This window comes from Roseivirga misakiensis, from assembly GCF_001747105.1.
GTDB classification, from domain to species: Bacteria; Bacteroidota; Bacteroidia; order Cytophagales; family Cyclobacteriaceae; genus Roseivirga; species Roseivirga misakiensis.
On record NZ_MDGQ01000004.1, the window covers coordinates 155,103 to 179,976 of the forward strand.

Genomic DNA, 24,874 nt, shown 5'->3' on the forward strand with positions numbered 1-24,874 from the left:
GAAAGTTTACTATTTCTTTTCATCCTTATCATCATCTTCTTTTTTAGGGTTCATTTTCTCTAAATCCTCCTTGCTAAAGCCTCCCTCAGTCAATCCATTTATTACTTTTTGAGCACTATTAAATTGGCCTTGGGTAATCTTTTGTCTACTGATTTTAACAGTCCCATCTTCTCCAACAGCAGCAACCCAAAGACCTTCATTCAGGAATGTGTTTAGAACTTCATTTGCAAGACCTTTAGCATCCAAACCTTCATTATTCTTTGAAATTTCTCTTCCAATTGTGTTATTGAGTAGATCGACTATGTTATCGGCCAACAGGGCATCTCCTTTAAAATCAGCATCCATATTGATGCTCGTGGAGTTATTGATTTTAATTCCCTCATGTGAGTTTGTTAAATCTCTTGCCGTCTCCGAACCAAATTGTGAAGTGATATTAGCTGACCATAGAGCGTGCCTAAAAGCATTTCTTTCTGAACCTATACCTACTGATAAATTATCCCCAGATGCTGCATGTCTTGCAATTCTAGCTGATACCGAAGAGATATTAGTTGATCCTGATTTAAACTTCCCTACCTGCCTTGCTGCTTTTGAATGCTTAATATATGCGCCAGCAGTAGCCAGTTTTTCACTAAAGCCACTTGAGGCACTAGTTCTTTCTCGTCCATTAACCCTCCATCTCTGCAAACCCCACAAATCAATACTCCCAACTGGTTCATTTTCCGCATAGTTATAAGGGGAAACATGAGCAAATTGATCAGCAATAGGGTCTAATGATGGAAAGCGGCCAAGCTGTGAATCGTATATTCTTGCTCCATAATGATACCAACCTAGATTAAAGTCATTATCAAGCTCTTTTCCATTATACTTAAACTGATTGGGTTTGCTTAATGGTGCGGTGGAAGATAAAGCAGCTATTGAGAGTCCAAAGGGATAGTAATGATCTTCTTGTAAGATCGATCCCTTGTGATGCGTCACCTTAATATCATCAAAATAGGTATTCTGATTTTGATTACTCTCATTGCTTACCCAAATGTAGATATACCCCTTCTGGGTGATATTCACATTATTTAAAGATAGTAAATGCTTAGCATATGTAACGCTACTCACGCGCCTATGGCCTGACGACACCCTATTAAAGTTGGCATCGAACACAATATAATTTAGGAAAGCGAAAGGCGTGGTACTGCCAGAACCTCCACCACCTGTTAAGTAGCCACTTACCCCATTAAACACACTGTTAGTCTGGGTATATAGCTCATTTCCAGCTCCCGCCGGTACAAATGCGTTCACTAGCGCTGTTACCAAAGCAGATGAACTAATACGGCTCGTTCCAGAGCTAATTCCTCCTTGGTTAAAAGCCCAAGCTTCCATATCTATTTCATCACCTGGCATCACATCTAGCATAATGGCGGCTCCCACACGATTATAAGAAATCTGGCCGTTTGTTCGGCTCACTTCATTACAGCTTGTACAACCATCATCGCCGAGCGTGCTTTGGTTCGCAGATGAATAAGTATAGCGGGTTTCATCCAAGCCAAAGAACAATTGTTCTTCAAAGGCCGCTATATTATTACCCTGATTATCATTTTCGGACTCCATAGTGGCTTTATATACTATGGCCGGGGCAGATTCTGTCGTGAATGTAGATCGCGCATTACCTAGGTGATCTCGTATCACGTAGTCATAGGCCAAATTCCCTTGATCGTTCTTCCGCACACGACCTTCTTCATGTGCAAAATGCTGCAAGTTGTTATTCTGGTAAATAAATCCACCTACATAATCAGTGGTGACAACAGTTCCGTTGTCGTTAGTGATTTTCTGTAGTTTAACACCACTGGCATCATATCTATAGCTGATGGTTCGTCCACTACCCATGTTTACATACTCGGGCAGGTTAAAACGATTGTAGGTTATGTCACTCGTTATACCCTTGTTATAATCACGCAGCATATTGCCACTGGCATCATATCTAAACTCACTGGTGCTATTATAATTGTCCATAAAATCACCAATATTTCCTTTTACGCCCGTATCGGTAACTTCAATAAGCTTGTTGCCTATGTCGCCATTGTTGTAGTCGTAGTTTAGGTTATCGATGTATTTGGCGGAATTAAGTACCCTTCCTCTTCTTCTTAGCGTTTGAATATTTCCGTTAGGGTCATAGGTAACATTATCTACCGTATAGTCATTGTCATAGGTGTTATTCGAGAGGTTATCGTAGCTAGCCAGCGTCATACGGTTACTCTTATCGTAAGCATATTCATAACGTTTCAAGTGACTATCACCTACCGATCGCCACTCAATCTCGGCAATGTTTCCATTAAACATATCAGTGGCTTGAGAGGCATCATTGTACTTGAGCTTCATGGCAAAGTAGTCACTGCCCAAGCTGCTCGGGTTATTGATTTGTTTTAGCCAACCACGAATATTATAAGTATGGTCTACATACTGCTTATAATTACCTAGTGCTTTTTGCGAAAGTTGGCCTAACGCATTGTACGTGTTACGTACTATAGTCTGGTAGCCACTCTCTTGGTTTACATTTCTATGATAGACATAAGTCAGTCTTCCCGCGTGATCATAAGTCATCTGTTTAATCACCCTTATCTCACTAAAATCATCTGCACTAGGGTTTTTATGGTGAATGTAGGAACGAACAACTTTGCCAGAAAAATCATATTTGTTGGTGACTATATCTTCTCCCCCTTTATGGTTTACCGATCGGATTTGGATCAGACGCCCTTTCCTATCGTAGAAATTGACTGACTCAGTCCAAGTACTCTGACCGATCATTTTGGTTTTTGTACCTGTCACTTGGCCATCGGTAAAAGCAAAAGAAGCTGGTGTTTCACCATAAGTACCACCACTTAAAGCACTGTTATAACTACTTGAAAATGTTTTAGAGGTAAAGCTATAGTCATCATAATAAGTGACTGATTCTATATTGAAGCTACTTAAACTGGTAAACACTTTCACATAGTAGTTGTGGTATAAGCCATAGCCAGACGCAGAGGTTTTTCGTACCTCGAAATAGCTGTCGTTGCTATTGACAGTGCTTTGTAATGAACTTCTGGAAGTGGAACCATTGTAAGTTCCTGTCATCACAGGTCGGCCTAAATAGTCGTACTTTGTAAATACCCATTTACTATTGGTTGTTTGGGCTCCGTCCCTACTTAAGACCAGCCTATCTTGCTGATCGTAAACCATTTCGGATTTATTGGCGCCAGGTACCTTTTTAACTATCAATCGGTTTCTATGATCGTAATAATAATGGAAAAGTAACTCATTGGATTCTGTGCTATTAATGCTCCAATCATTAGAAATTCTGCTCACTGCCTTTGGTGGAATCACCGTTTTCAGATTGTTGTAGATATCATATACGTAATAAGTACTTAACCACCCCGTATGATTGCTACTTGGGCTAGAGGCATCTTGAACCTTCTTTAAGATCATTCTTCCTAAAAAGTCCGTATACTCCAAAACCCTGCTTCCTTGTTCATCAGTAGTTTCCACTACCGATAACTTATTGGCTGAATAATACCCAGCGTAGGTTGGCACAGAAGTTTCACCTGATCCAGCATTCCACCGGACCACGTATTCGCTACTTGTATTTGTGCGATAATTCATGGAAACACCACGATTACTACCAGTCCATGGTTGACCAGGTGCCATTTGCTTAGTAGGTCGGTTGCCTGGTGAGCCATCCACTAAAGTCTTAGAATAGGCATAACCATCATCAGTACTACCATATTGGCTCAAGTAGAAGGTGTTTCGTTCGCTGGTTTTGTTGGTTTTATATGTCCCGTTATTACCAGTTGATTTAAAAGGCAGCCATTGCTGTAAGTTTCTTCCTAAGTCATCATACTCACTGGTGGTTACTAAATCTCTCTGGTCAGGTGTAGCCCTCCAGTCTATACTTTGAATACCCCTACCCAAACCATCACTGTAAGAAGTATTTCGCAAAACCTCTGCCGGTGTACTTTGCGAAATGGCACTCGATAGAGACGTATGTCCAGGCTCTTGAACAGTATAACTCTTCACGTAATTAAGCATCGGAGCACCTCCGCCACAATTATTTACGGTAGCGGTTGCTGCAATTCTGGCGCTTTCGCAAGATGAGTTATAAGCAGCAGCGTATACCGTTTTAGAAACAGTACCATTGTGTGTATAAGTAGAACCTGTAGATAAAAGTGTCCCTCCAGAACTCGCGCTATACCACCGCACTGTGGTATTGGCCGATAGCACAATATTGGTATTCGGGCAGCCAGAGTTTGAAGTCGTTGTTGGTGCCGAAGGACCATTAATAGTAATACTCAGCATACCTGGCAGCGTTGTACTCCCAACAATTTCAGCAATCAAAGAGCCAGAAGAGCTACTGCCCCAGTTTACAGTTGCCATTGTATTGTTGGAACTAGTGATAGTGCCACCGAATGCTTCCCAAGTAACAGTTCCGCTACCCCCTGAAAGCGTATAGGTATGTGTAGTGCCACAGGTTACATTTGTTGTACCAGAAATGGTAAGGCTACCGCCCGGACCACCTGGGCCACCGGGACCTCCAGGACCTTGGGCAGATAAGGAAAAACAAAGCACGCTTAGTAGTAACAAAGACATGCTGAATACTCTATTCAAATTACTGGTTAATTGGTATTTTGTATGATTAAAGCCTATCATGATTTTCTTATTTACTGTGTGCGACATTAGTTAGAGGTAGTTGCTTGGTACTTATACTGATAAGCTTGTAACACCTTGCCATCCAGATCTTTGACAAGTTCCAGGCGACCAAATTTGTCGTATTGGTATTTCACCGCTATATGATTAGCATCAACCTGAGAAGTCACCCCGTACATGGGCGAGTAGGTATAGGTTGTCATTTGTGCATCAGCCGGGTAAATCCTGACTTCATCGATGTAGGCACTACCCCCAATCGTGATAGAACTTACACCCGAAAATGTTTTTTCGTAATAACGCCAACCGTTAGCATTTAAGAAGGTGCCAGAACTCGAAATGGTCGAACCGTTTACATAAACAGTACCACTTTTCGCGTAGTAACTAACCCTATACGTGATTCCACTACTAAGACCGGTTTTTTGAATTGACCCTGTAGACAAACGGTAATATTTGGTACCAGAAGGTGCATTGGCGTCGGTGTAGCTTGGGCCAGAGTATAAAAGATTTCCATGCCCATTTTGCTCAAAACTGGAGTAACCAATGTGGCTATTGCTGGTCGCCCCCACTACTTGAGCGGTTGGCAACTGATTATCATAGCCGTATATATAGCGTTGTTGTGCACCGCCATCTTTCGACACACCAAGCAAATTACCATGGCTATCATATTGATGAAAAGTAACTCTCGTTTCCAAGCTACCTGTCCCTTTGGCTGCCTCGATACTTGAAGGCAAGTAATAACCACTATAATTACCAAAATTGGTTCTAGTAGTGGATAGCTTTGTACTCCCCCTGTATTGTTCTTGCTGCACCACAGTACCTAACATATTTTTGCTACTTACCATAGCATTTAAATTGTTCCTTTCAGTGGTGGTCAATCCTGATAGACTCGATTGGTCATAAGGATAATAGTATCGCGTCTCATGTGTATTGTTTTCGCTATCCTTAGTCTGAGTCCTTGATACTTGAAAACGATTTGTTGATAAATCATCCCAGAAATTGGTCGTCTCCGTTGTAAATTGAGTAGAGTTGCTTCCTAAATTATAAGTTTTAGTAATTGTCTTCTGTAAATCAACTCGACCAGAATAGATGCGGTAACGTTTGAAATGGTTGTGAACACCTGGTTTCCAAATAGCACCCTCTACTGAAGTGAAATTGAAAGGATAGTTCGCAGAAACTGTATTAGATGGGAAGTATGTATTTGTATCAAAAGGCTCCAGATTGCTACTAGGTGCTTCGTAAGTTCCCGCATAGATATTTTCGACCTCCTTTACTTTATGGTAGGTACTTCCTGTCCATCGATAATCAATCTGTTTAGTGAGCAAGCCACGAATGTAATCTCTTGAATCTACCCTTGGATAAGGAAAGCTTCTGCCGGTAGTAACATTTCCTAAGGTCAGAAAACTTTCACCGTTCAGTGGAAAGTAGTAATAACCATCATAAAAATCACTGTAATCGTCAGCTGTGGTAAAGTAATACTCAGTTTTACCATTGTTTGAAGAACCTATCGTACGAACAGTAACCTTACCGTAGCCAACTTCAGCACCATTTGTTGTCATCAGCGGTTGCGTAGAAGGAATAGTTCTTCTATAACCATTAGGTATCATATTTACATTTGGCGCAGAAGTAGACAAATTGAGTACTTCCTGACCACCATACTTCGGTTCATTGACTACATAACCAGTCGAATTGGACGACCCATTATCACCGTTAAGATTATAATAATATTCTCTTCTGACATCATTGGAAGCATCAATACCATCATGATCAACAATAGCATCGACGCGAAGGCCTCCAACATTTTTATTAGAACTAGAAGATGGGTCATACGCCACATGTCCTTCAAAGGTAAATGCCGTATGCCCTCCTGTAGGATAGGTTACTTTGGTGAGTACACCCGCCTGTGCATGAGATGCACTCGGATCTCTATCGGCGGTACCCATGGAGGCTGTTCTCAGAATTGACCAACCATCGTAATAAGATACAGTTTGGAAAGGTTCTGGACTGGTATTTCCAGTTTTACCATTATAGTAACCCCAATGATCTTGCGCAAAAGAGTATCTACTCGGAAGGTAATAATTTGTATTGTATGTAAATACATGACCAGGATTACTTGTCACGCCATCATTTCCAAATTCCTTAACCTCATCTAACCTAAGCCTTCTTTCAAAATCACCGGTGTTCAGCCCTTGAAAAGTTATATTCGTTGTTGAAGAATTGATGGATGCAGTTCCTGTAGGTGTAAAATAGCTGTAGTAAAACTGAAACTTCTTTACCAAGACATTATTCTCATCTTTCACCTCAATATTGTCTAAACGGTAATCATTTAAATGGTCTTGACGCTTTACCGTCGAGCGATTGAAGAGTATTTTTCCATGATCAAAACTGATTTCCTTAATTCTTTTGGCCTCCGTATAACTCCATGATTTCCGCATGTGCTGTGGTCCAAACCATACACCCAAAGGCAATTCGCTAAGCGGGTAGTAGCTAACATTTTTCAATTGATTGGTTGTTCCACTCCAGTCATGGTAAGTAAGGGTCATGAGCGAATATCCATCTTGATTTTTTACTTGCGTCAAGTACCAGCTACTCGTGTAGTAACTAATTGCGGCTTGGTTTTCTCCGACTTCAAAAGATTTACTTCTTTCCTGTTCTGCAAAAACATAAACAGTACCGCTGGCACTGGTGATTTCGAATCGTGTCACAACATTACCAGCAAAGATTGGAGTAATCTTCGCGTTAGATTTTACTTTTTCAACAACTTGTTTTGACTTGTTGATATAAAATGTACCACTCATGCCCCCCGCATTGTAGTTGTACTCATCTGGTTCTGCATCAAGGTCACCATCAGCATAATCTTGATAAAGGGCAATAGTAGAACTACTCAAATTGGGCAGCGCTGCTAGGGCTTGATACCCTCCACCTAAATCATCAGCTCTACCTCTAACAGTTCTAGAAACCACACCGCCAGCATTCAGGCTCCAACCAAGACCTACCCATGGGGCTATTTGTTCTACTTTAATTCCGCCAAAGCCAGAATAAGATAAACTGACAGGAAGACTGTAGCCTTTTGAACTGGCCGTATGAATGGGAATAGAAAGAGAAGGGGAGCCAGTATAGAAGTTAACTCCGGTATTTCCATAACCAACAATCGACGCCGCCTCTGGTGATGGAGGAATTACATTCGGCATTTCTTGGCCTAGCATTGGAACTACTGAAAGCGCACTCATAGCTAAAATCAGTGTGCTTTTAAGAAAATTCTTGAAAACGGTTTTCATATAAGTGTGTTAGTGTGATTAGTTATTTCGATTGTTGAAAAACAGACCAAATCGAACTACCAGTGGATTATTATACTGGCTATTCGGCTGATTTAAGTCATATAAAATGGCAAAGCGCGCTACGGTCTTTTTGCCTAAAGATTGGTTTTTACCTAAACCAATGAGCGCTGTGGATCGCCAAGGTATCGACCCTGGGAACTCATTGTTATTAATAGATTCTCTGTGTGAAGTTTCTCCTTTATACCCCTCAAAGGCTCCCTCTATGAAAAAGCCTTTCCAGATTGAAAAATCTAGGTAGGTGCGATACCCCCAGCCGAGAGAACTTAAATCTATCTCATCTAATGCGGTACCAAGATTTGATCTGTAAGAAAGACCGACACCTAACTCTAATTTAGGACTTATAGCAACTCCTAAATTCAAGGCAATATCTAAAGAGGCAGGACGATCTCTATTGAGAGAAAAATTACCTCCGTAAACAAGTCTTTCGGCCAATGAGAAAGAAGGTGATTCACCATCTAAAAACTCTAAAGCGTCTCCCTCGGTAAAGTCTGAATATTTTTGCTTGAGTTGTTCGACTTCAGAAGTCGCAGAAGCCAATTTTTCAGTAATCAATTGACCAATCTCTTCTTCGGTTCCGCCAAATCGATCTTGCAAAACTTCTTTGATAAATTCTCCAGTTTGAAAATTCTGAGCGTTATCTCTCAATGAAGATGCCTCTAAAGCTTTACCATTCAAATATTCCTCCTTTAATGCCTTTACTGTTGGATGATTCGATATGTAACTTTCAAGCGATTTGTCCAGATTCTGAATCTTGGTTTTGTATTGATTAACAATTCCCAAATACTCCTCCTTTTTCGCCAACAGAGATTCAGGAATCTCAATGCCATTGGTCTGTTTCAAATCTTCTAGCCAATGTTGGTTAGATTCGAATAGGTCGAGTTCGACTTTGAGCTCCTCTATTTGCTTGTTCAGAAGAATGGCTTCTTCTTGACCCATGGCAAATTCGTACTCAGATTGTAATTCATTAAGTTCTTCCCGAAGTGGTGATATTTGACCAAGACTATCTAACACCTTAAGGCTATCGATAGACCCAGCATTTTTGCTAGCAATAGAATCTTTGCTCAGACTGCCTTTTTGATCCAAGACCAACAAATCTCTACCGAGTTCAGTGTTGACTTTTCTCATTTTACTCAACAACCGATTCAATACCTTAGTCTTTGGTTTCCAATCTGGCACAGATTGACCAAGTAAAGGTGGACTAGCGATAGTCACCAAAAGAAAAGTAACTAACAAGTACTTCATCAAATGAGACACTCGACTCATTGACGGCTAGTAAAGAAACTGTTGCTGACCCTTATACCTAGTTCTACATTACTGAGGATATAAGTTTCATCAAATTCGTTACCGTTTGGCATGGTAACCTTAATATTCTGTCGCATGGGTAGGGTTACTCCATCAACAGTTTCGTAACCTTTGAAATTAGTTACTGTAACTTTCTTTTTACCATTATTTCTTGTTACAACTTCCCTGTGGCGGACTGGCAGCCAAGTCTCAGAATCAATCCATAGTATAGATTTCTTGTTCCCCTCCTCTGATTTTATTCTCACTAAGTTTCTGCCAGCTTCAGTTGTTCTTTCTTCAAAAGTGGCTCCCTCATCTAGGTCTAGAATTTTTAACAAACCCTTAATTAAATGTTGTCTGTTAAGATTCTTTTTTGTCTGAGTCGAAGTGATTTCTTTGGTATTAAACCCAACTTCCATCATATAGGACGAACCATTCCTAATAAGTGACAACTGTCCGCTCTCTTGTTGGATATCCGCTCGGATTTTGTTGTTGCCTTTTGCAGTCACGCGAACGCTTTGAGAACCGTCCTGGTGCTTTTGAATAAGGTCAAACTGAATAGTTTTCTTCTCCTCTAGTACTTCAGTACCAAGAGCCTGGTTTGTCTGACTTAATATATCAGCAATGGTTTGAGCTTTTAAAACAGCACTTGCCGCTAACATAGCTATGAACAAAGTCAACTTCCTCGTCATCATTAATCGTTTTGGTTGATAGAAAAGTGTAAGTGTCTAAATATCATCCCACCTATTAAGGTTATTTGGGACTAATATTTCCACACTGAAGTAAACATAAATATATTTTTTAATTTTTCATCTTTTAAATATGATTTAAGTCTGTTTATAGTATTAATTTATTATTATCAATTTTATTTTTAAACTGTATAAACTGTATTTATGTATTTGAAACACATATATGTGTATTTCAAATACATACAGATGCTTAAAATCATCAACACACTTTAACTACTTTTTATATAAGGCGAATGCCCTTATGGGCTCAATACTATTATCTCAAGAGAAAAGAATGATGGGAATCAGGAGACGTAAAGAAAGAATGCCAACAAAATGCATTTGAAATAGCGCGTCATCCCGACTTCTATTGGATGGTTGTTTGAGTAAGAAGGATTTTTAGACAATGATTAACCCAGCTTCTCCGTAAAATACTGCCTCGGAGATGTCCCCATTATCTTTTTGAATGACTTATTGAAGGTGGTTTTGGAATTAAAACCTGCCTCTTGTGCTAAACCGAAGAAAGTAAGTGTTTTAGCTTTTTCGGTACTTGCTAATGCAATGAACTCTTTGATTCGGAAATAATTCACATACTCGAAAAAGTTCATACCAATCTGCTCATTGAGTAAGCGCGCTACATCAGGACTATTGACTCCGAGCATTTCAGCAAGATCTGCCTTCATTAAATTTCTGTTGAGATAAGGCTTTTTCTCAGTCATGACTTTTTCAAGCTTAGTCTTTAACATCTCCAGTTCAGTTAGCGACAGTTTCGACTGAATATACTTCTTGGGAGTCATCAAATGCCCTACCTTAAAAATCGATGGCTCCTTAATGTTGTAATAAGAAATAAACAGAATTATATAGGCAATGGCAAGCCAGATAAATGGACGAACCTCACGTTCTAGCCAGCTTTGTCCAAAGGCTCCAACAAGGTAAATGGTCAGCCAAACTAACAAACAAGCACCAACAGAAACCAGGAAGCTTTTAAGAAAACGTAACTTGACGGCAAAACTCAACTCATCCATAGTTGAACGAGTAAAGTCTCGATATAATCTAACGCTCAGTGCCCAATAGCATCCGTTGACTAAAAGTCCAGCACCCATAAATATCACAACAGCCCAATACAATTGTCCATTTTGCAACCTTTCTTGAATCAGCGCAGAAGACGAAAACATGTAATAACTTGAAAAAACGATCGCATAGACGAATGCTGGTAAATAATGGACTAAATCTGCCTTACTCAATCGCTTCACCGTTAGTGAATACCTTGTAAAAAGGTATACCGTTGGCCCGAACAAAAAGGTCGCATATTCCGATAAAGCGATCAGACGGTAGGTTCCTCCAAATAAACCCAAAGCATATAAAGTTCTTCCAAGCAAACCGATAAACAGCACTACTAAAAGAACAACCAGGTAAGGGTTGATATTCGTTCTAGCTTTTGATGAAAAAGCATAAATTCCGAGCAGGAATACGCATTGCAAAAAGCCGAAATACACCAATTGGTTTAATAGGATATCCATACCGCTGATCAAATTAAAGGAAAGAAGATTACTTAATGGCAAACTGATTTACATGTTTCACCCCCTCGTGAGACATCGCTAAATTTTTTCTGCGAAAAGCCTCAAAAGCTTCCTTGTTTTCCCATGATGTAATGGTCAGATAATCGGGATTGTAGTTGTAACCGAATGGTGAAGTACCCCCTGACAATTCAAGAACTACATTTCCGCCAGACGCCTTTGCTGTTTTTAACCATTGATCGTTAAACTTTTTAAACGCACTACCCTTATCAGCCCAGTAGGCGGTCATTACATTATATTTTCCCAAATCCATTTTCACCGTTCGATCCTCTTTCACCTCCCAATAGGTTAGAGAAAAAGTACTCCAAATCTGCCTTCGCATTTCATGAAAATCAGGGACTTTGTCCGTAATTTCAGTAGTGAAATTCACACGTTTCAGATAGTTTTTCCATTTACCAATGATGATCGTCTTAGGCCAATAGTTGCCCTGGAATGGGACCTCATCCACCTTAAACCCTTTTTGCGGCACATAGCCAAAAGCTTGAGCTTCACTCACAGCCGAAGCAAAATATTTATTGAGTATTTCCCCAGATTCAGGCACTTGATTGAATAATATAATATCGAAAGCCTCCCCTTTCTTTAGATCATAAGTCCTCTCCTGTCCTCTTGTCTGAAAAGAAAATGTGAGCATTAGGCAAGCCAAAAAATAATAGTGTTTCATAAGTTTTTTTGACAATGTTACGGTGCTGAAAGATCAGTGTCGATAAATTTCAATGGCAAGAAGTACGCGTACGGTATTTGTACTTATCTGTCTACTAAAAAGCCTTTTTACATGCCGATCGATGATGCCACTAGCCTTCCGTAAACTGAGAATTACTTCGATAAATTCAGGAGCTTTTGCGTCAAGCGTATAATTTCTCAGCTCAATATTTCGTTACTTTGCTGCGATGAGAAAGTCACTTCTCCTTTTATTGATATTTACCCTCTTCGGTACACTTGGCTTAGCTCAAACCAAGAAGCAAAAGAAAAACAAGTCCAAAGAAGAGACAGAAAAACCTAACATCCGTTACGAAAAAGGGATTGTGGATACGATTCCCGATGCTGAGCTCAAAAAGAAAAAGAATTATTATTTCGGGGCACGAACGCGTAAAGCCTACACCCGAATAGACGGCCAAACGAATACCACCTTCGAGATTTTTAATGTCTTGCGAGGACCAGCCAAAGTGGATAACTACGTCAGAAACATTTACTATCACGACTTTAAGAAGGGACAAATCATAAAAGTTGAAGGTCGAGGCCAAACGCTCAATAGAGTATTACATGGCCCTTATAAAATGACGGTCGATGACATTGTGGTCGCTGAGGGCATGTACTATTATGGTAGCAAACACGGCACATGGCTTTATCAAAAAAGAGACTCAACGCTTTATGCCAAAGAGCACTTTCATAAAGGCTGGTTCAAAGATTCCAAAATCACTTATTATGACGAAGTCCAAAAGACCAAGATCAAAGAGGTAATCCCCTATCAATACGGAAAAAAAGAGGGCGAATATTATCTCTTTTTTGAAAGTGGAAATGTAGCGGTAAGAGGAAGGTACGTGTTTGATAAAAAAGTCGGTCTTTGGGATGAATTCCACAATCTACCAGGGGTGGTCAGGTATAAGAAACAAATTCAATACCCAGAACAGTTCTATTTAAAGGACTTTAAACCTTATGTCAAGATCGAATGGAATAGAAACTCAACTGTTGTCTATAGGTCTGAAGACGAGAATCAATAAAAAGCATCTTTAATGTGAAAAGTCTCTGATTCATCTTTATTAAGGATTACACTAACTACATCAAAACGAATATCACCCAACCAATTCGATTGAGTCAAGTATTCTTCTGCCCCTGAATTAATTGCGATTTGCTGCGATTCCGAAACGAAAGTCTCGGGTTGACCAAAGGCTCGGCTGGTTCTTGTCTTCACCTCCACAAATATCAAAAGCCCTTCCCCGTTACAAATAATGTCTATTTCGGAACGCTTAAAACGATAGTTTCTTGAGATAATTTCGTAACCAATCTCCTCTAGAAAATCACAGGCAATATCCTCTCCTTTTTTACCAAACGTTTGCATTGATATGAAACTGACCTTCCTTAATTTAGGCAATATTATCAGCTAAATTCACTCCCAAATCAAACTAAAACCGATGCTTCCTTCAACCAACCCCACAAAAACTTCCAGCTGGCAAAAATTAGTCGACCATCATGATAAGATGAAAGACGTGCACATGAAGGACCTTTTTCAAGAAGACCAAGATCGATTCAAGAAGTTCTCCTTGCAATTCAATGATATTTTAGTCGACTTTTCGAAGAATATAATTACTGATGAAACATTGGCTTTGTTGAAATCTTTAGCTCAAGACTGTAAAGTAAAAGCCGCGATTGAAGCCATGTTTAATGGTGAGGAGATCAATCAAACTGAAGGAAGAGCAGTATTACACACGGCTTTACGTAACCGATCGAATAGACCAATTTTAGTCGATCGAGTAGATGTAATGCCGCAAGTGAATATGGCCTTGGCTAAAATGAAATCCTTTGCCAATAAAATTACAGGTGGCGAATGGCTGGGATATACCAACAACCCTATCACCACTATTGTAAACATTGGGATCGGAGGGTCAGACTTGGGCCCAGTAATGGTCGTTGAAGCACTAAAACCATACGCAACTCATGGTATAACCTCACATTTCGTGTCAAATGTAGATGGAAGTCACATAGCAGAAGTATTAAAGCACGTAAATGCGGAAGAGACGCTATTCATGATTGCCTCCAAAACATTTACAACGCAAGAGACCATGACCAACGCCCATACAGCTAGGGAATGGTTTTTATCTCAGGGTGCCAAAGAAGCTGATATTGCCAAACACTTCGTTGCCCTATCAACCAATGCTGAATCAGTCAAAGCTTTCGGCATTGACGAGAATAATATGTTCGAATTTTGGGACTGGGTTGGTGGTCGATATTCACTTTGGTCTTCTATCGGCCTTTCAATTGCCTGCACCATTGGCTTCGATAACTTTGAAGAACTCCTGGAAGGGGCCTTTGAAATGGATGAGCATTTTCAAACAACCTCACTCGACGAAAATCTTCCTGTTTTATTGGCATTAATAGGCATATGGTATGGCAACTTCTTTGGTAGCGAATCAGAAGCAATTCTCCCATATGATCAGTATATGCATCGTTTCGCTGCCTATTTCCAACAAGGAAATATGGAAAGCAATGGAAAATTTGTCGACAGAAATGGAGATAAAGTAAGCTATCAAACAGGCCCTGTAGTTTGGGGCGAGCCTGGCACAAACGGACAGCATGCTTTCTACCAATTGATCCACCAAGGGACCAAACTCATTCCATGTGATTTTATGGCACCAGCAATAAGTCACAACCAAATTGGCGATCACCACGAAAAATTATTATCGAATTTCTTTGCCCAAACAGAGGCTCTGATGATGGGGAAATCAAGAGAAGAAGTGGAAAAAGAGCTTTCGGCTCAAGGCAAGTCAGCAGATGAAATTAAGGCTATAGCCCCTTTCAAAGTATTCGAAGGAAATCGCCCAACCAATAGCATTCTGTTTAAAAAGCTTACCCCAAAAGTATTAGGTAGTCTTGTCGCTATGTATGAGCATAAAATCTTTGTTCAGGGGGTAATTTGGAATATCTTTAGCTTCGATCAGTGGGGCGTAGAACTTGGCAAAGTCTTGGCCAAAAAGATACTTCCTGAGCTGAATCATAATGAGGAAATTGCTGAACATGATGCTTCAACAAATGGACTCATTAATACCTACAAAGCAATGCGAAACTAATGAGCCAAAAGAATTACCTATATCCTCTCAAGTTCGATACTATTTTCAAAGAAAAAATTTGGGGTGGCACTAAGATTAAAGACGTACTTCAAAAAGATTTTTCACCCTTAAAAAACTGCGGGGAAACTTGGGAAATCTCTGGAGTTCCTGGCAACCTCTCTGTGGTATCAGAAGGTAATTTAAAAGGTAACACTCTTCCGGACTTAATCGATACTTATAAAGAAGAGCTCGTTGGGTCAAAAGTTTATGAGCAATATGGAAATGAGTTTCCATTGCTCGTTAAGTTCATTGACGCTGCTCAAGATTTATCTATACAGGTGCATCCTGATGATAAACTTGCCAAAGCGCGACACAACTCTCTTGGAAAGTCTGAAATGTGGTATGTTTTTCAGGCCGATAAAGGTGCAAAATTGATTAGTGGATTCAACAAAAACACAAATCAAGAAGAATACCTTGAACACCTCAATAGCGGTAGACTAACCGAAATCCTAAATGAAGAGGAAGTGGAAGCTGGTGACTGTTTTTATCTACCAGCGGGTCGGGTACACACGATCGGTAAAGGTTTATTGCTTGCTGAAATCCAACAATCCTCAGACGTCACCTATCGCATCTACGATTTCGACCGAGTAGATGATGAAGGCAATAAGCGAGAACTACATACTGAAGAAGCACTAGACGCACTAGACTATAAGTACTATTCGGATTATAAAACTCCGTACCAAAAAAGCGTAAACGAAGCAGTACCTTTGGTAGAGTCACAGTACTTTCAAACCAACTTACTGGACTTTTCAACAGGTATCATTCGAGAGCATTATGAGAGAGACTCCTTTGTCATCTATACCTGCGTAGCTGGGGAAGCCGAAATCAGCACACAGGGTCATAATGCAAAAATTTGTATGGGAAATGCTGTTTTAGTACCAAAAAAGTTTCCTGAAGTTCATATACGCACCAAATCAGGTTTTAAAATGTTGGAAACTTTCATGCCATAGTCTATTTTTGATTCATGGCTGGAAAGAAGAATATGAAGAGCTTCTCCGCCACGTTCTTGAATACAAAGGATAACAGCGTGGTTAGAAAAGAGTTTCTAGCGCGAAATCACACTTCTGCCCTACGTAAAGCAAATAGACAAATAACGAAATACGTTCGTGTACTGTCTGTTGAACGCGTAGGAGAACAGGAGAAACTAGCCTAACTTAGCGTGTGTATGTGGCTGTGAACGCGTAAGACATGAGTATTCATATTAATAAGACAGTTGAAGTAATAGACCTAGGTACTGATGATTACAAGTGTGTATGGGATTATCAGGAATCGGTGTTTAAAAAAACGGTTGATCGCAAGATTTTAAACCGCAAAATTGAGCACCCTGAAGAAAGGCTGACGACGGACAACTATCTTATTTTTTGTCAACACCCTCATGTTTATACTCTTGGGAAGAGTGGATCTATAGAGAATTTGCTCCTTGATGAACAAGGACTGAAAGATCACTATGCTCAATTTTATCGGATTAATAGAGGCGGTGATATCACTTATCACGGTCCAGGGCAACTTGTTGCCTATCCAATCTTAGACTTAGACAACTTTTTTAATGACATTCACAAGTATTTAAGACTGCTTGAAGAAGCCGTTATCCTAACCCTAAATGATTTCGGAATCTCAGCGGGAAGAATTGATGGACTCACTGGTGTGTGGATCGATTTCGAAAAAGGAGCTCAAGAACCTCGAAAGATTTGTGCGATGGGCGTTAAGTCTAGCAGATGGGTGACAATGCACGGCCTAGCACTCAACGTAAATACCGATCTTTCCTATTTTGAGCATATTGTACCCTGCGGGATAGACGACAAAGCAGTGACTTCCATGAACAAAGAGCTTGGTGAATACGTAGATATGTCGGAAGTTCAAATTAAACTGACCAACCACCTGTCTGAGGTCTTTGGAATGCACATTAAACCCCATGAAGTCTAAAAAACTCTATTCATACCTAATACCTTTGATTTTGGTTCTTGGGGTAGTAAGTCTATTTGGACTTAAGGATCAATTAGGGAATAATAGCGGTGGTATTGTTATAGAAACTCACGATAAACACCGAGGTGTATGCTGGGTAGGGAGTTCAACCGTGGTAGACTCAGCCACCATGAAAGCACTAGCAGAGAAGCATGTCAATTGGATTTCTCAGACCCCATTTGGCTGGCAAAGCGGTCATGATAATCCGTCCATTGGAAGTAACCGAAGAATGGAAGACCAAAGCCGTGTTTGGTGGGGAGAAAGAGACGCTGGACTGAAAACCACAACGCAATTAGCAAAGACATACGGCATTAATACCATTCTAAAGCCGCACATATGGCTCAGAGATAAAGAAGGAAAGTGGCGGGGAGAAATCGCTATGAACTCGGAAGAAGATTGGCAAAAGTGGTTTAAGGACTATGAAGAGTTCATCCTACATTATGCTCAAGTGGCTGAGGAATCGCAAATGGAAATGCTCTGTATTGGTACCGAACTTCATCAAACTTGTGTAGAAAGAGAACAAGATTGGCGTGCACTGATCAAAAAGATTAGAGCGGTCTACTCTGGTAAGCTTACTTATGCGGCAAATTTCTCAAATGAGTACGAAGATGTGGCGTTTTGGGATGAACTCGACTATATCGGCATTCAAGCTTATTTTCCATTGACAGATCACAATAGCCCTACGTTAGAAGAGGTGCGAAAAGGTTGGCAACCTCACCTAACCAAACTAGAATCGTTCTCCAATAAGTACGACAAGCCCATTTTATTCACAGAAGCAGGTTACAAAAGCACTTTAAATTCAGGTATTGAGCCTTGGGAATGGCCTCAACGTTTGAGTAGAGAAGAAAGAGAAACCATTTATTCAGAAGAGACCCAAGCCACGCTTTATGAGGCCATGTTCCGAGAAGTTTTTGACCAACCATATATAGCTGGAATACACCTGTGGAAGTGGTACCCGAATTACTCCAAACCAGCAGATAAATCGTCGAACAGGCGAAGATTTTATGACATCGACTTTACACCACAAGGCAAAAAAGCTGAAGAAGTAATGATCGATTGGTATGGAAAATTTGGTCAATAGAGCGTTTTGACTTTATCTAATCCATGAAAAAAGATATCCATATCCCTGAAGTTACTGGCGTTAAAATTTGCATAGCAAAGAGCACTAATCCACTTGGTGAAAGTGAATGGCATGTATACATGGTTAATCGAAATCTGATCGAATTAACCAATGTCATGATTGTTTCGAAAGGCTATGAGAGCTTGGAGAAAGATGCTAGAAAAACATCGACACTTAGACACCTTGTTGGAACAATCGAGCAGCAAAGCGTTGCAAAAGTTGAACCCATTAGTCCGGAAGTATTCTCTTTTTATAATGAATTCTGGGTAAGCTATTACATTGTGAATGAGATGTTTGACAAGAAATTTGTAATCGCTCCATTTCAAGAATTCGAGTTGGAAGAAATTGAAGAACTAGAACTACTCGGTAAAACAGCTACTTGATTCAGCGTGTTTATTGTTGTATATTTTACAATAAACACATGCTAAATTTATATAATATATTGTTTCTTGATATCGAAACAGTAGCCACATCGCCTCAATTCGAGAATCTTTCTGATCGCTTCAAAACCTTATGGGAAAAGAAAGCCAAGTTCTTAGACAAAAGCGGATTGCTTACCCCAGCCGATCTTTATCAACAGGCAGGTATTTATGCTGAATTTGGAAAAATAGTAAGCATTGCTGTAGGTTACTTTACAAAAGAGGACAATCCAAAACTCAGAATTAAAGCCTTTTCAAACGATAACGAGAAAGACCTGCTAAAAGAATTTAGTTCGCTCATCTCCCAGAAATTTGATAGTGAATCCTTAAGACTCTGTGCCCACAATGGAAAAGAATTTGACTTCCCCTACCTCAGCAGGAGACTTATCATAAATAATCTCCCAGTACCAGAAGTGTTGAGTCTGAGTGGAAAAAAGCCGTGGGAAATCAAACACCTAGACACCATGGAGATGTGGAAATTTGGTGATTATAAACACTTTACTTCACTGGAATTACTTGCCGCCATCCTGAATATTGAAAGTAGTAAAGACGATATCGACGGTAGTCAAGTCAATGAAGTTTATTATGGCGAAAATGACTTAGAAAGGATCAGTGAATATTGTAAACGAGACGTAGTCGTCCTTGCTCAAGTATTTCTCCGACTCAATCAAATGCCAACATTACCCAAGGAAAGAATCACACTACTTTAAAGTCGAAGTGCATAGACACATTACTCTTTTTTATTTCTATTTTTAGATCATACGATACAAACCAATTAATGGGCCGAAAACGAAAATCTAAACCGCCTCATAAAGCCTCAAAAGGGAACCCAAAAAAAATTGAGCCGGTCATTCTTAACTTCTTGTCACAAAACTCTGGCCGCGGTTATCAAATCAAACAAATTTTAAAGTCTGTAGGTGTAAGAGACGCCAAATCAAAAGCCCTTGTAACCGAAGCCATCTTTAGACTAGAGGATAAAGGGGCTATAAAAAAACTCAGAAATGGTGCATTTACTGTAGACGTAGATTTAAGCCCAATTATCGCTACAATCGATAGTGTAAATCCACGATTTGCCTATGCCGTTTTAGCCAATTCTGAAGGAAGTGAGGATGTGTGGATTTCTGCCAATGACCTGAATGGCGCCATGGATGACGATAAAGTAAAAATCGTCATCAAACCAGGAAAGCATGGTAAACATCAAGAAGGCAAAGTCATTGAAATTCTTGAGCGAAATAGAGAAGAGTTTGTAGGTAGACTGGAAATGTCTACGCGATATGGTTTCGTGATTCCTGATTTTAAAAAGATGTTTCACGATGTCTACGTGCGATACGAAGACTTAAACGGCGCTAAACACAACGATAAAGTCATTGTTCAGATCACTCAATGGCCCGATCGCAATAAAAAGCCAGAAGGAGTCATTACCAGAGTCTTGGGTAAAGCTGGTGAGCACAACGCCGAAATTCACTCGATCATCGCTGAATTTGGGCTACCGCTTGAATTTCCAGAAGGGCTTGAAGCAGAAGCTGAGACTATTTCAGACAAAATATCAAGCAAAGAAATTGTGAAAAGAAAAGACTTTAGAAAAGTACCCACATTCACGATAGACCCTGTGGACGCTAAGGACTTTGACGATGCACTTTCGATCAAGAAACTAGACAATGGAAATACGGAAGTGGGTGTACATATAGCTGATGTAACGCACTACGTTCAACCAGAAACTAGCCTAGAAAAAGAGGCTGTGGAAAGAGCCACTTCCGTGTATTTAGTGGACAGAACAATTCCTATGCTTCCGGAAAGGCTATCGAATGGACTTTGCTCTTTAAGACCAGAGGAAGAAAAACTTACTTTTTCGGCCGTTTTTGAATTAGACGATGCAGGCGAAATTCAAAAAGAATGGTTTGGAAGAACAATTATCTATTCGGATAGACGATTTGCTTATGAAGACGCTCAAGAACGTCTCGAAAACCAAGAAGGTGATTACTTTGAAGAAATTACCGCACTTGACGTTTTAGCTAAAAAGCTCAGGAAAAAGAGATTTAGTAACGGCGCTGTAAACTTCGAAACAGTAGAAGTGAAATTTAAACTTGACGAAAAAGGCACTCCACTTGGTGTAATTCCGAAAGAGCGGAAAGATGCCCACATGCTAATCGAAGAGTTTATGCTTTTGGCCAATAAACGCGTGGCAGAGTTCATTTATAACAAGTTTAAACAAGCTAACCCTTTAACCTTTGTTTACCGATCGCATGATAACCCAGACCCAGAAAAACTGGACACGTTTTCGAATTTTGCCAGACGCTTTGGCCATCAAATGGACTTTGACAAAAAAGGGGTTTCCAAATCGTTAAACGGTCTCATTGAGAATATTGAGGGAACGCCTGAGCAGAATGTGCTACAGCAACTAGCCATTCGGACAATGGCAAAAGCCAAATACACCACCGAACCCAAAGGCCACTTTGGGTTAGCATTTCCACACTATACCCATTTCACATCCCCAATTCGGCGATATCCTGACATGATGGTCCACCGGTTACTACAGCACTACCTAGATGGCGGGAAGTCAGTGGACAAAGAAGCCTATGAGGAACTTTGTGTTCATGCCTCGGAGCGCGAAAAGAGAGCCGCTGATGCTGAGCGTGCATCAATAAAGTATAAGCAGGTCGAATTCATGTCTCTTGTAGAGCAAAAGGCCTTTGCAGGAATCGTGAGTGGAGTCACTGAGTGGGGAGTATATGTAGAAATAACAGAAACCAAATGTGAGGGCATGGTCCGGATAGCGGATCTAGACGACGATTTCTATGAATATGATGAACAAAACTACCGGGTTATTGGTAGAAGAAACAAACGAATGATCAGTCTCGGTGATGAAGTCTTTGTAAGGGTAAAAGCTACAGACATCGATAGACGAACGATTGATCTAATATTTACAGAAGAAGATGACGAGTAAACTTCAAGAGCTCCTTGACGATATAAATGAAAAGCTTAAAACAGTAGAGTACGGTGCAAAACCAAATGAGCTTTACGATCCAATAACGTATATAATGTCTCTTGGGGGGAAAAGACTGAGACCTCTACTCGTTATTTTGGCCTACAGACTATTCAAAGAGGATCACGAAACTATCCTCAACCAAGCCTTGGCCGTTGAAGTATTCCACAATTTCACACTCGTTCATGACGATATCATGGACAACGCTCCTATCAGACGCGGAAAACCAACAGTTCATGAAAAATGGAATCAAAGTACCGCCATTCTTTCAGGGGATGTAATGATGGTAAGAGCTTATGATATGCTTTTAGGTAAACAAGAGAATTTATCCCAGATCATAAGAGATTTCAATGAATGTGCGGCTGGTGTATGCGAAGGCCAACAGCTAGACATGAACTTCGAAGCATTACCAACGGTAGATGAAGCGGAGTATATCAACATGATTAGGCTAAAGACCGCAGTCTTGCTCGGATTCAGTCTAAAATTGGGTGCCATGCTGGCTGGAGCACCAGATCAAGAAGCACAAGCACTTTATGATTTTGGCGTAGACATTGGCATAGGATTTCAGTTGAAAGATGACCTCTTAGATGTTTATGCAGATCAAGAAAAATTTGGCAAACAAGTGGGGGGCGATATCCTTTCAAATAAGAAGACCTTTTTGCTCCTAAAAGCACTTGAACTATCCAATGAAAAACAATCCCAGCAACTACAACATTGGATTAATTTGACTGAATTCGAACCTGCCGAGAAAGTGGCCGCTGTAAAAAGTGTCTATGCGGAAATAGGAATCAAAGAATTGACCCTCGACAAAATGAACGAGTATTTCCAAAGCGGTTTTAAAGCGCTGGAAAAAATAGAGGTTGCAGAAGAAAGAAAAGAGCTCCTAATTGAGTTCACAAACTATTTGATCAATCGAGATAAATAAATGGAAGTTACTTACGGCCTGATGATCGCGATAGGTGCCATTACCTATTATGCTTGGCAGCGTCCGGAGATACATCAAAAATTGATGTTAAACACCCATGCAACCTTCCATCAACGCCAGTTAGAACGGTTAATTACTTCAGGTTTTGTGCACAATAATGGCATTCACCTGTTTATGAACTTATTCACCTTATACTTTTTTGGAGGTGCTATAGAAGAGATTTTCAATGCTTATTTCGGATCCTCAGGTAATTTCTTGTATGTACTACTCTTCTTGAGTGCGGTAGCCGTTGCCAATCTTCCGACATTATTTAAGCAAAAAAACAACCCAAATTATAATTCGCTCGGCGCATCTGGAGGGGTATCAGCACTGGTATTAGCTTTTATACTATTCGATCCACTTCAGGAACTTTGCCTTTATGGACTCTTATGCCTTCCGGGCTATATTCTTGGCGCACTTTTTATTGCATACTCCATTGTTATGGGTAAAAGAGGAGGAGATAATATCAACCACGATGCTCATCTTTTTGGTGCATTGTACGGTGTAGTTTTCGTACTGATTCTGAAGCCTTCGACCCTCGAAACCTTTATCAGTACACTATTCTAAACCCTTAGTTCCTTGTAGTTCATTAATACCAAAAACCAGAATTGGGGCCCTAATTTTTCAATAATCTATATATAATTTATTAAAGTTCTATTATATCATAAATTGTAATTAAATTCCTCGATAATCATAGTTCTCGATGAATAAAAAGATCACATTAGCCGTTTTAACCTTTATATTATTTAGCATTTACTCAGTTGCTTCAGCCCAAGAAGACCATAAAAAGGAGTCAATCAAAAAGATCAGCCTTCTTGATTCACTTAATACACAAGGCATGAAGCTCTATCGACAAAACTTTGGTAAAAATGTAAGACCATCGGCATTATCCATTAGGTCAAGAGTAGAGGGTCTAGTGATATACGAAGTATCGGTAAGTGACAAGGGAGAAGTTTCTGTTAGGTTTATGACTAAACTTAATGACGACATTGAACAAACCGTGAGTAAATTTATTTTGAGCTCGGTAAACAACTGGGTAAATATTGGCAAAGCATATAAAGTGTATCAGCCAATTGCGATTGGAGTAGGCGAATATAATATAGGTCAAATTATGGGAATGGTAGATGGATTTCCATCGTCTTTTGAAGCTCCATTTCTTCCTGTATTGACAAGAAATACAATTATCAGCAAGACTGTTGTGAGAAGGAGTATAACGCTAGATAAAAACGATTCTCGTACACCCGAAGAAGCTATTAAAGAACTAAGAGAAGAGGAACTTAGAAAAGACCCGAATAGGGTAATGTCGCGTTCAGGCAAGAACATGAGATTATCAGAACCTGGCGAAACAACAAAAGCCTACAATAAACTGCTGAAAAAACTAGAAACTTATTTGGCAAAGAAAAAAGGTAAAAAAGCCTACCTCACTATAAATAAGTTGATCAGGTTTAACCCGTTTAATAAAACCCTTATCCAACAAAGGCGCCGACTTGAAAAAGAATTAGGGAAAGATGAATTCAGGACCTATGACCTGTTGTGGCTTCAAGCCATGGCTCAAATAGAGCAGATTGATTAAACACAAAAACCCTAACCTCTTTCGAGATTAGGGTTTCAAATCTTATAATGGAGAAACTTAAATTAAGCCTCTGCAGTTTCTTGGTTTTCGAAAGGTAGAACAGAAACATAAGATCTGTCTTTTCTTCCTTTTTTGAACTCTACAACACCGTGCGTCAAAGCAAAAAGTGTATGGTCTTTACCCATTCCAACATTTTTACCAGGGTGATGCTTAGTACCTCTTTGTCTTACAATGATGTTACCAGCGATAGCCGCTTGACCACCATAAATTTTCACGCCCAGTCGTTTCGATTCTGATTCACGACCGTTGTTAGAACTACCTGCTCCTTTTTTATGTGCCATGGTATTTAAATTTTAATTCCGAAGGGACTATCCTTCTTCAGTGGTTTCAGTTTTTTTCGTTTCAGCTTTCTTGGCCTTTTTAGCTGGTGCCTTTTTTGCACC

At 39.9% G+C, this 24,874-nt stretch carries 20 protein-coding genes; 12 read left to right on the plus strand and 8 right to left on the minus strand.

Annotated elements, in window-relative coordinates; all coding sequences use genetic code 11:
• Nucleotides 1-9: 9 nt before the first annotated feature.
• The 6 genes from BFP71_RS06675 to BFP71_RS06700 all read right to left on the minus strand — a co-directional run bounded on the left by BFP71_RS06675 (nucleotide 10) and on the right by BFP71_RS06700 (nucleotide 12,250).
• Nucleotides 10-4,698, minus strand: coding sequence for a DUF6443 domain-containing protein (locus BFP71_RS06675; protein WP_069834715.1), 4,689 nt, complete (start codon nucleotides 4,696-4,698; stop codon nucleotides 10-12).
• Nucleotides 4,698-7,943: an RHS repeat domain-containing protein gene (locus BFP71_RS06680; protein ID WP_069834716.1), complete on the minus strand. Its 3,246-nt coding sequence runs from the start codon at nucleotides 7,941-7,943 to the stop codon at nucleotides 4,698-4,700. Before BFP71_RS06680 ends, BFP71_RS06675 begins: the two co-directional genes overlap by 1 nt.
• A gap of 18 nt (nucleotides 7,944-7,961) precedes the next feature.
• Nucleotides 7,962-9,245 carry a GumC domain-containing protein gene (locus BFP71_RS06685; RefSeq protein WP_141719704.1) on the minus strand — a complete coding sequence of 428 codons (1,284 nt, stop codon included), beginning with the start codon at nucleotides 9,243-9,245 and terminating at the stop codon, nucleotides 7,962-7,964.
• A gap of 17 nt (nucleotides 9,246-9,262) precedes the next feature.
• Nucleotides 9,263-9,979, minus strand: coding sequence for a hypothetical protein (locus tag BFP71_RS06690; protein ID WP_069834718.1), 717 nt, complete (start codon nucleotides 9,977-9,979; stop codon nucleotides 9,263-9,265).
• 443 nt (nucleotides 9,980-10,422) lie between these two features.
• Nucleotides 10,423-11,532 (minus strand): helix-turn-helix domain-containing protein, encoded by a 1,110-nt coding sequence (locus BFP71_RS06695; RefSeq protein WP_069834719.1) that lies wholly within the window; start codon nucleotides 11,530-11,532, stop codon nucleotides 10,423-10,425.
• Between the two features lie 28 nt (nucleotides 11,533-11,560).
• Nucleotides 11,561-12,250, minus strand: coding sequence for a hypothetical protein (locus tag BFP71_RS06700; RefSeq protein WP_141719705.1), 690 nt, complete (start codon nucleotides 12,248-12,250; stop codon nucleotides 11,561-11,563).
• 226 nt (nucleotides 12,251-12,476) lie between these two features.
• Here BFP71_RS06700 and BFP71_RS06705 point away from each other — a divergent pair, with 226 nt between their 5' ends.
• Entirely contained in the window at nucleotides 12,477-13,307 is an 831-nt protein-coding gene (locus BFP71_RS06705) for a toxin-antitoxin system YwqK family antitoxin (protein ID WP_069834721.1), read from the plus strand.
• Here BFP71_RS06705 and BFP71_RS06710 read toward each other — a convergent pair.
• Entirely contained in the window at nucleotides 13,301-13,645 is a 345-nt protein-coding gene (locus BFP71_RS06710; protein ID WP_069834722.1) for a YraN family protein, read from the minus strand. The genes BFP71_RS06705 and BFP71_RS06710 overlap by 7 nt on opposite strands.
• A 73-nt stretch (nucleotides 13,646-13,718) precedes the next feature.
• Between BFP71_RS06710 and pgi the strand changes: the two genes are divergently transcribed.
• From pgi to BFP71_RS06765, 11 genes are all read left to right on the plus strand, one after another.
• Complete coding sequence (pgi, locus tag BFP71_RS06715; RefSeq protein ID WP_069834723.1) at nucleotides 13,719-15,371, plus strand: glucose-6-phosphate isomerase; 1,653 nt, start codon at nucleotides 13,719-13,721, stop codon at nucleotides 15,369-15,371.
• Nucleotides 15,371-16,360, plus strand: a complete 990-nt coding sequence (locus tag BFP71_RS06720) for a type I phosphomannose isomerase catalytic subunit (protein ID WP_069834724.1) — start codon at nucleotides 15,371-15,373, stop codon at nucleotides 16,358-16,360. The genes pgi and BFP71_RS06720 overlap by 1 nt, the downstream gene beginning before the upstream one ends.
• A 14-nt stretch (nucleotides 16,361-16,374) precedes the next feature.
• Complete coding sequence (locus BFP71_RS06725) at nucleotides 16,375-16,563, plus strand: hypothetical protein (RefSeq protein ID WP_069834725.1); 189 nt, start codon at nucleotides 16,375-16,377, stop codon at nucleotides 16,561-16,563.
• 35 nt (nucleotides 16,564-16,598) lie between these two features.
• A complete protein-coding gene (lipB, locus tag BFP71_RS06730; RefSeq protein ID WP_069834726.1) occupies nucleotides 16,599-17,333 on the plus strand; it encodes a lipoyl(octanoyl) transferase LipB in 735 nt (244 codons plus the stop codon).
• Nucleotides 17,323-18,453: a glycoside hydrolase family 113 gene (locus BFP71_RS06735; protein ID WP_069834727.1), complete on the plus strand. Its 1,131-nt coding sequence runs from the start codon at nucleotides 17,323-17,325 to the stop codon at nucleotides 18,451-18,453. Before lipB ends, BFP71_RS06735 begins: the two co-directional genes overlap by 11 nt.
• A gap of 23 nt (nucleotides 18,454-18,476) precedes the next feature.
• On the plus strand, nucleotides 18,477-18,875 hold the full coding sequence (locus BFP71_RS06740) for a hypothetical protein (protein ID WP_069834728.1): 399 nt from the start codon (nucleotides 18,477-18,479) through the stop codon (nucleotides 18,873-18,875).
• A 38-nt stretch (nucleotides 18,876-18,913) separates the two neighbouring features.
• Nucleotides 18,914-19,621, plus strand: coding sequence for a 3'-5' exonuclease (locus BFP71_RS06745; RefSeq protein WP_069834729.1), 708 nt, complete (start codon nucleotides 18,914-18,916; stop codon nucleotides 19,619-19,621).
• Between the two features lie 68 nt (nucleotides 19,622-19,689).
• Entirely contained in the window at nucleotides 19,690-21,855 is a 2,166-nt protein-coding gene (gene rnr, locus BFP71_RS06750) for a ribonuclease R (RefSeq protein WP_069834730.1), read from the plus strand.
• Complete coding sequence (locus BFP71_RS06755; protein WP_069834731.1) at nucleotides 21,845-22,819, plus strand: polyprenyl synthetase family protein; 975 nt, start codon at nucleotides 21,845-21,847, stop codon at nucleotides 22,817-22,819. The genes rnr and BFP71_RS06755 overlap by 11 nt, the downstream gene beginning before the upstream one ends.
• On the plus strand, nucleotides 22,820-23,425 hold the full coding sequence (locus BFP71_RS06760; RefSeq protein WP_069834732.1) for a rhomboid family intramembrane serine protease: 606 nt from the start codon (nucleotides 22,820-22,822) through the stop codon (nucleotides 23,423-23,425).
• A gap of 136 nt (nucleotides 23,426-23,561) precedes the next feature.
• A complete protein-coding gene (locus BFP71_RS06765; protein WP_069834733.1) occupies nucleotides 23,562-24,431 on the plus strand; it encodes a hypothetical protein in 870 nt (289 codons plus the stop codon).
• 62 nt (nucleotides 24,432-24,493) lie between these two features.
• Here BFP71_RS06765 and rpmA read toward each other — a convergent pair whose 3' ends face one another.
• Nucleotides 24,494-24,772, minus strand: coding sequence for a 50S ribosomal protein L27 (rpmA, locus tag BFP71_RS06770; RefSeq protein WP_069834734.1), 279 nt, complete (start codon nucleotides 24,770-24,772; stop codon nucleotides 24,494-24,496).
• Nucleotides 24,773-24,874 lie beyond the last annotated feature (102 nt).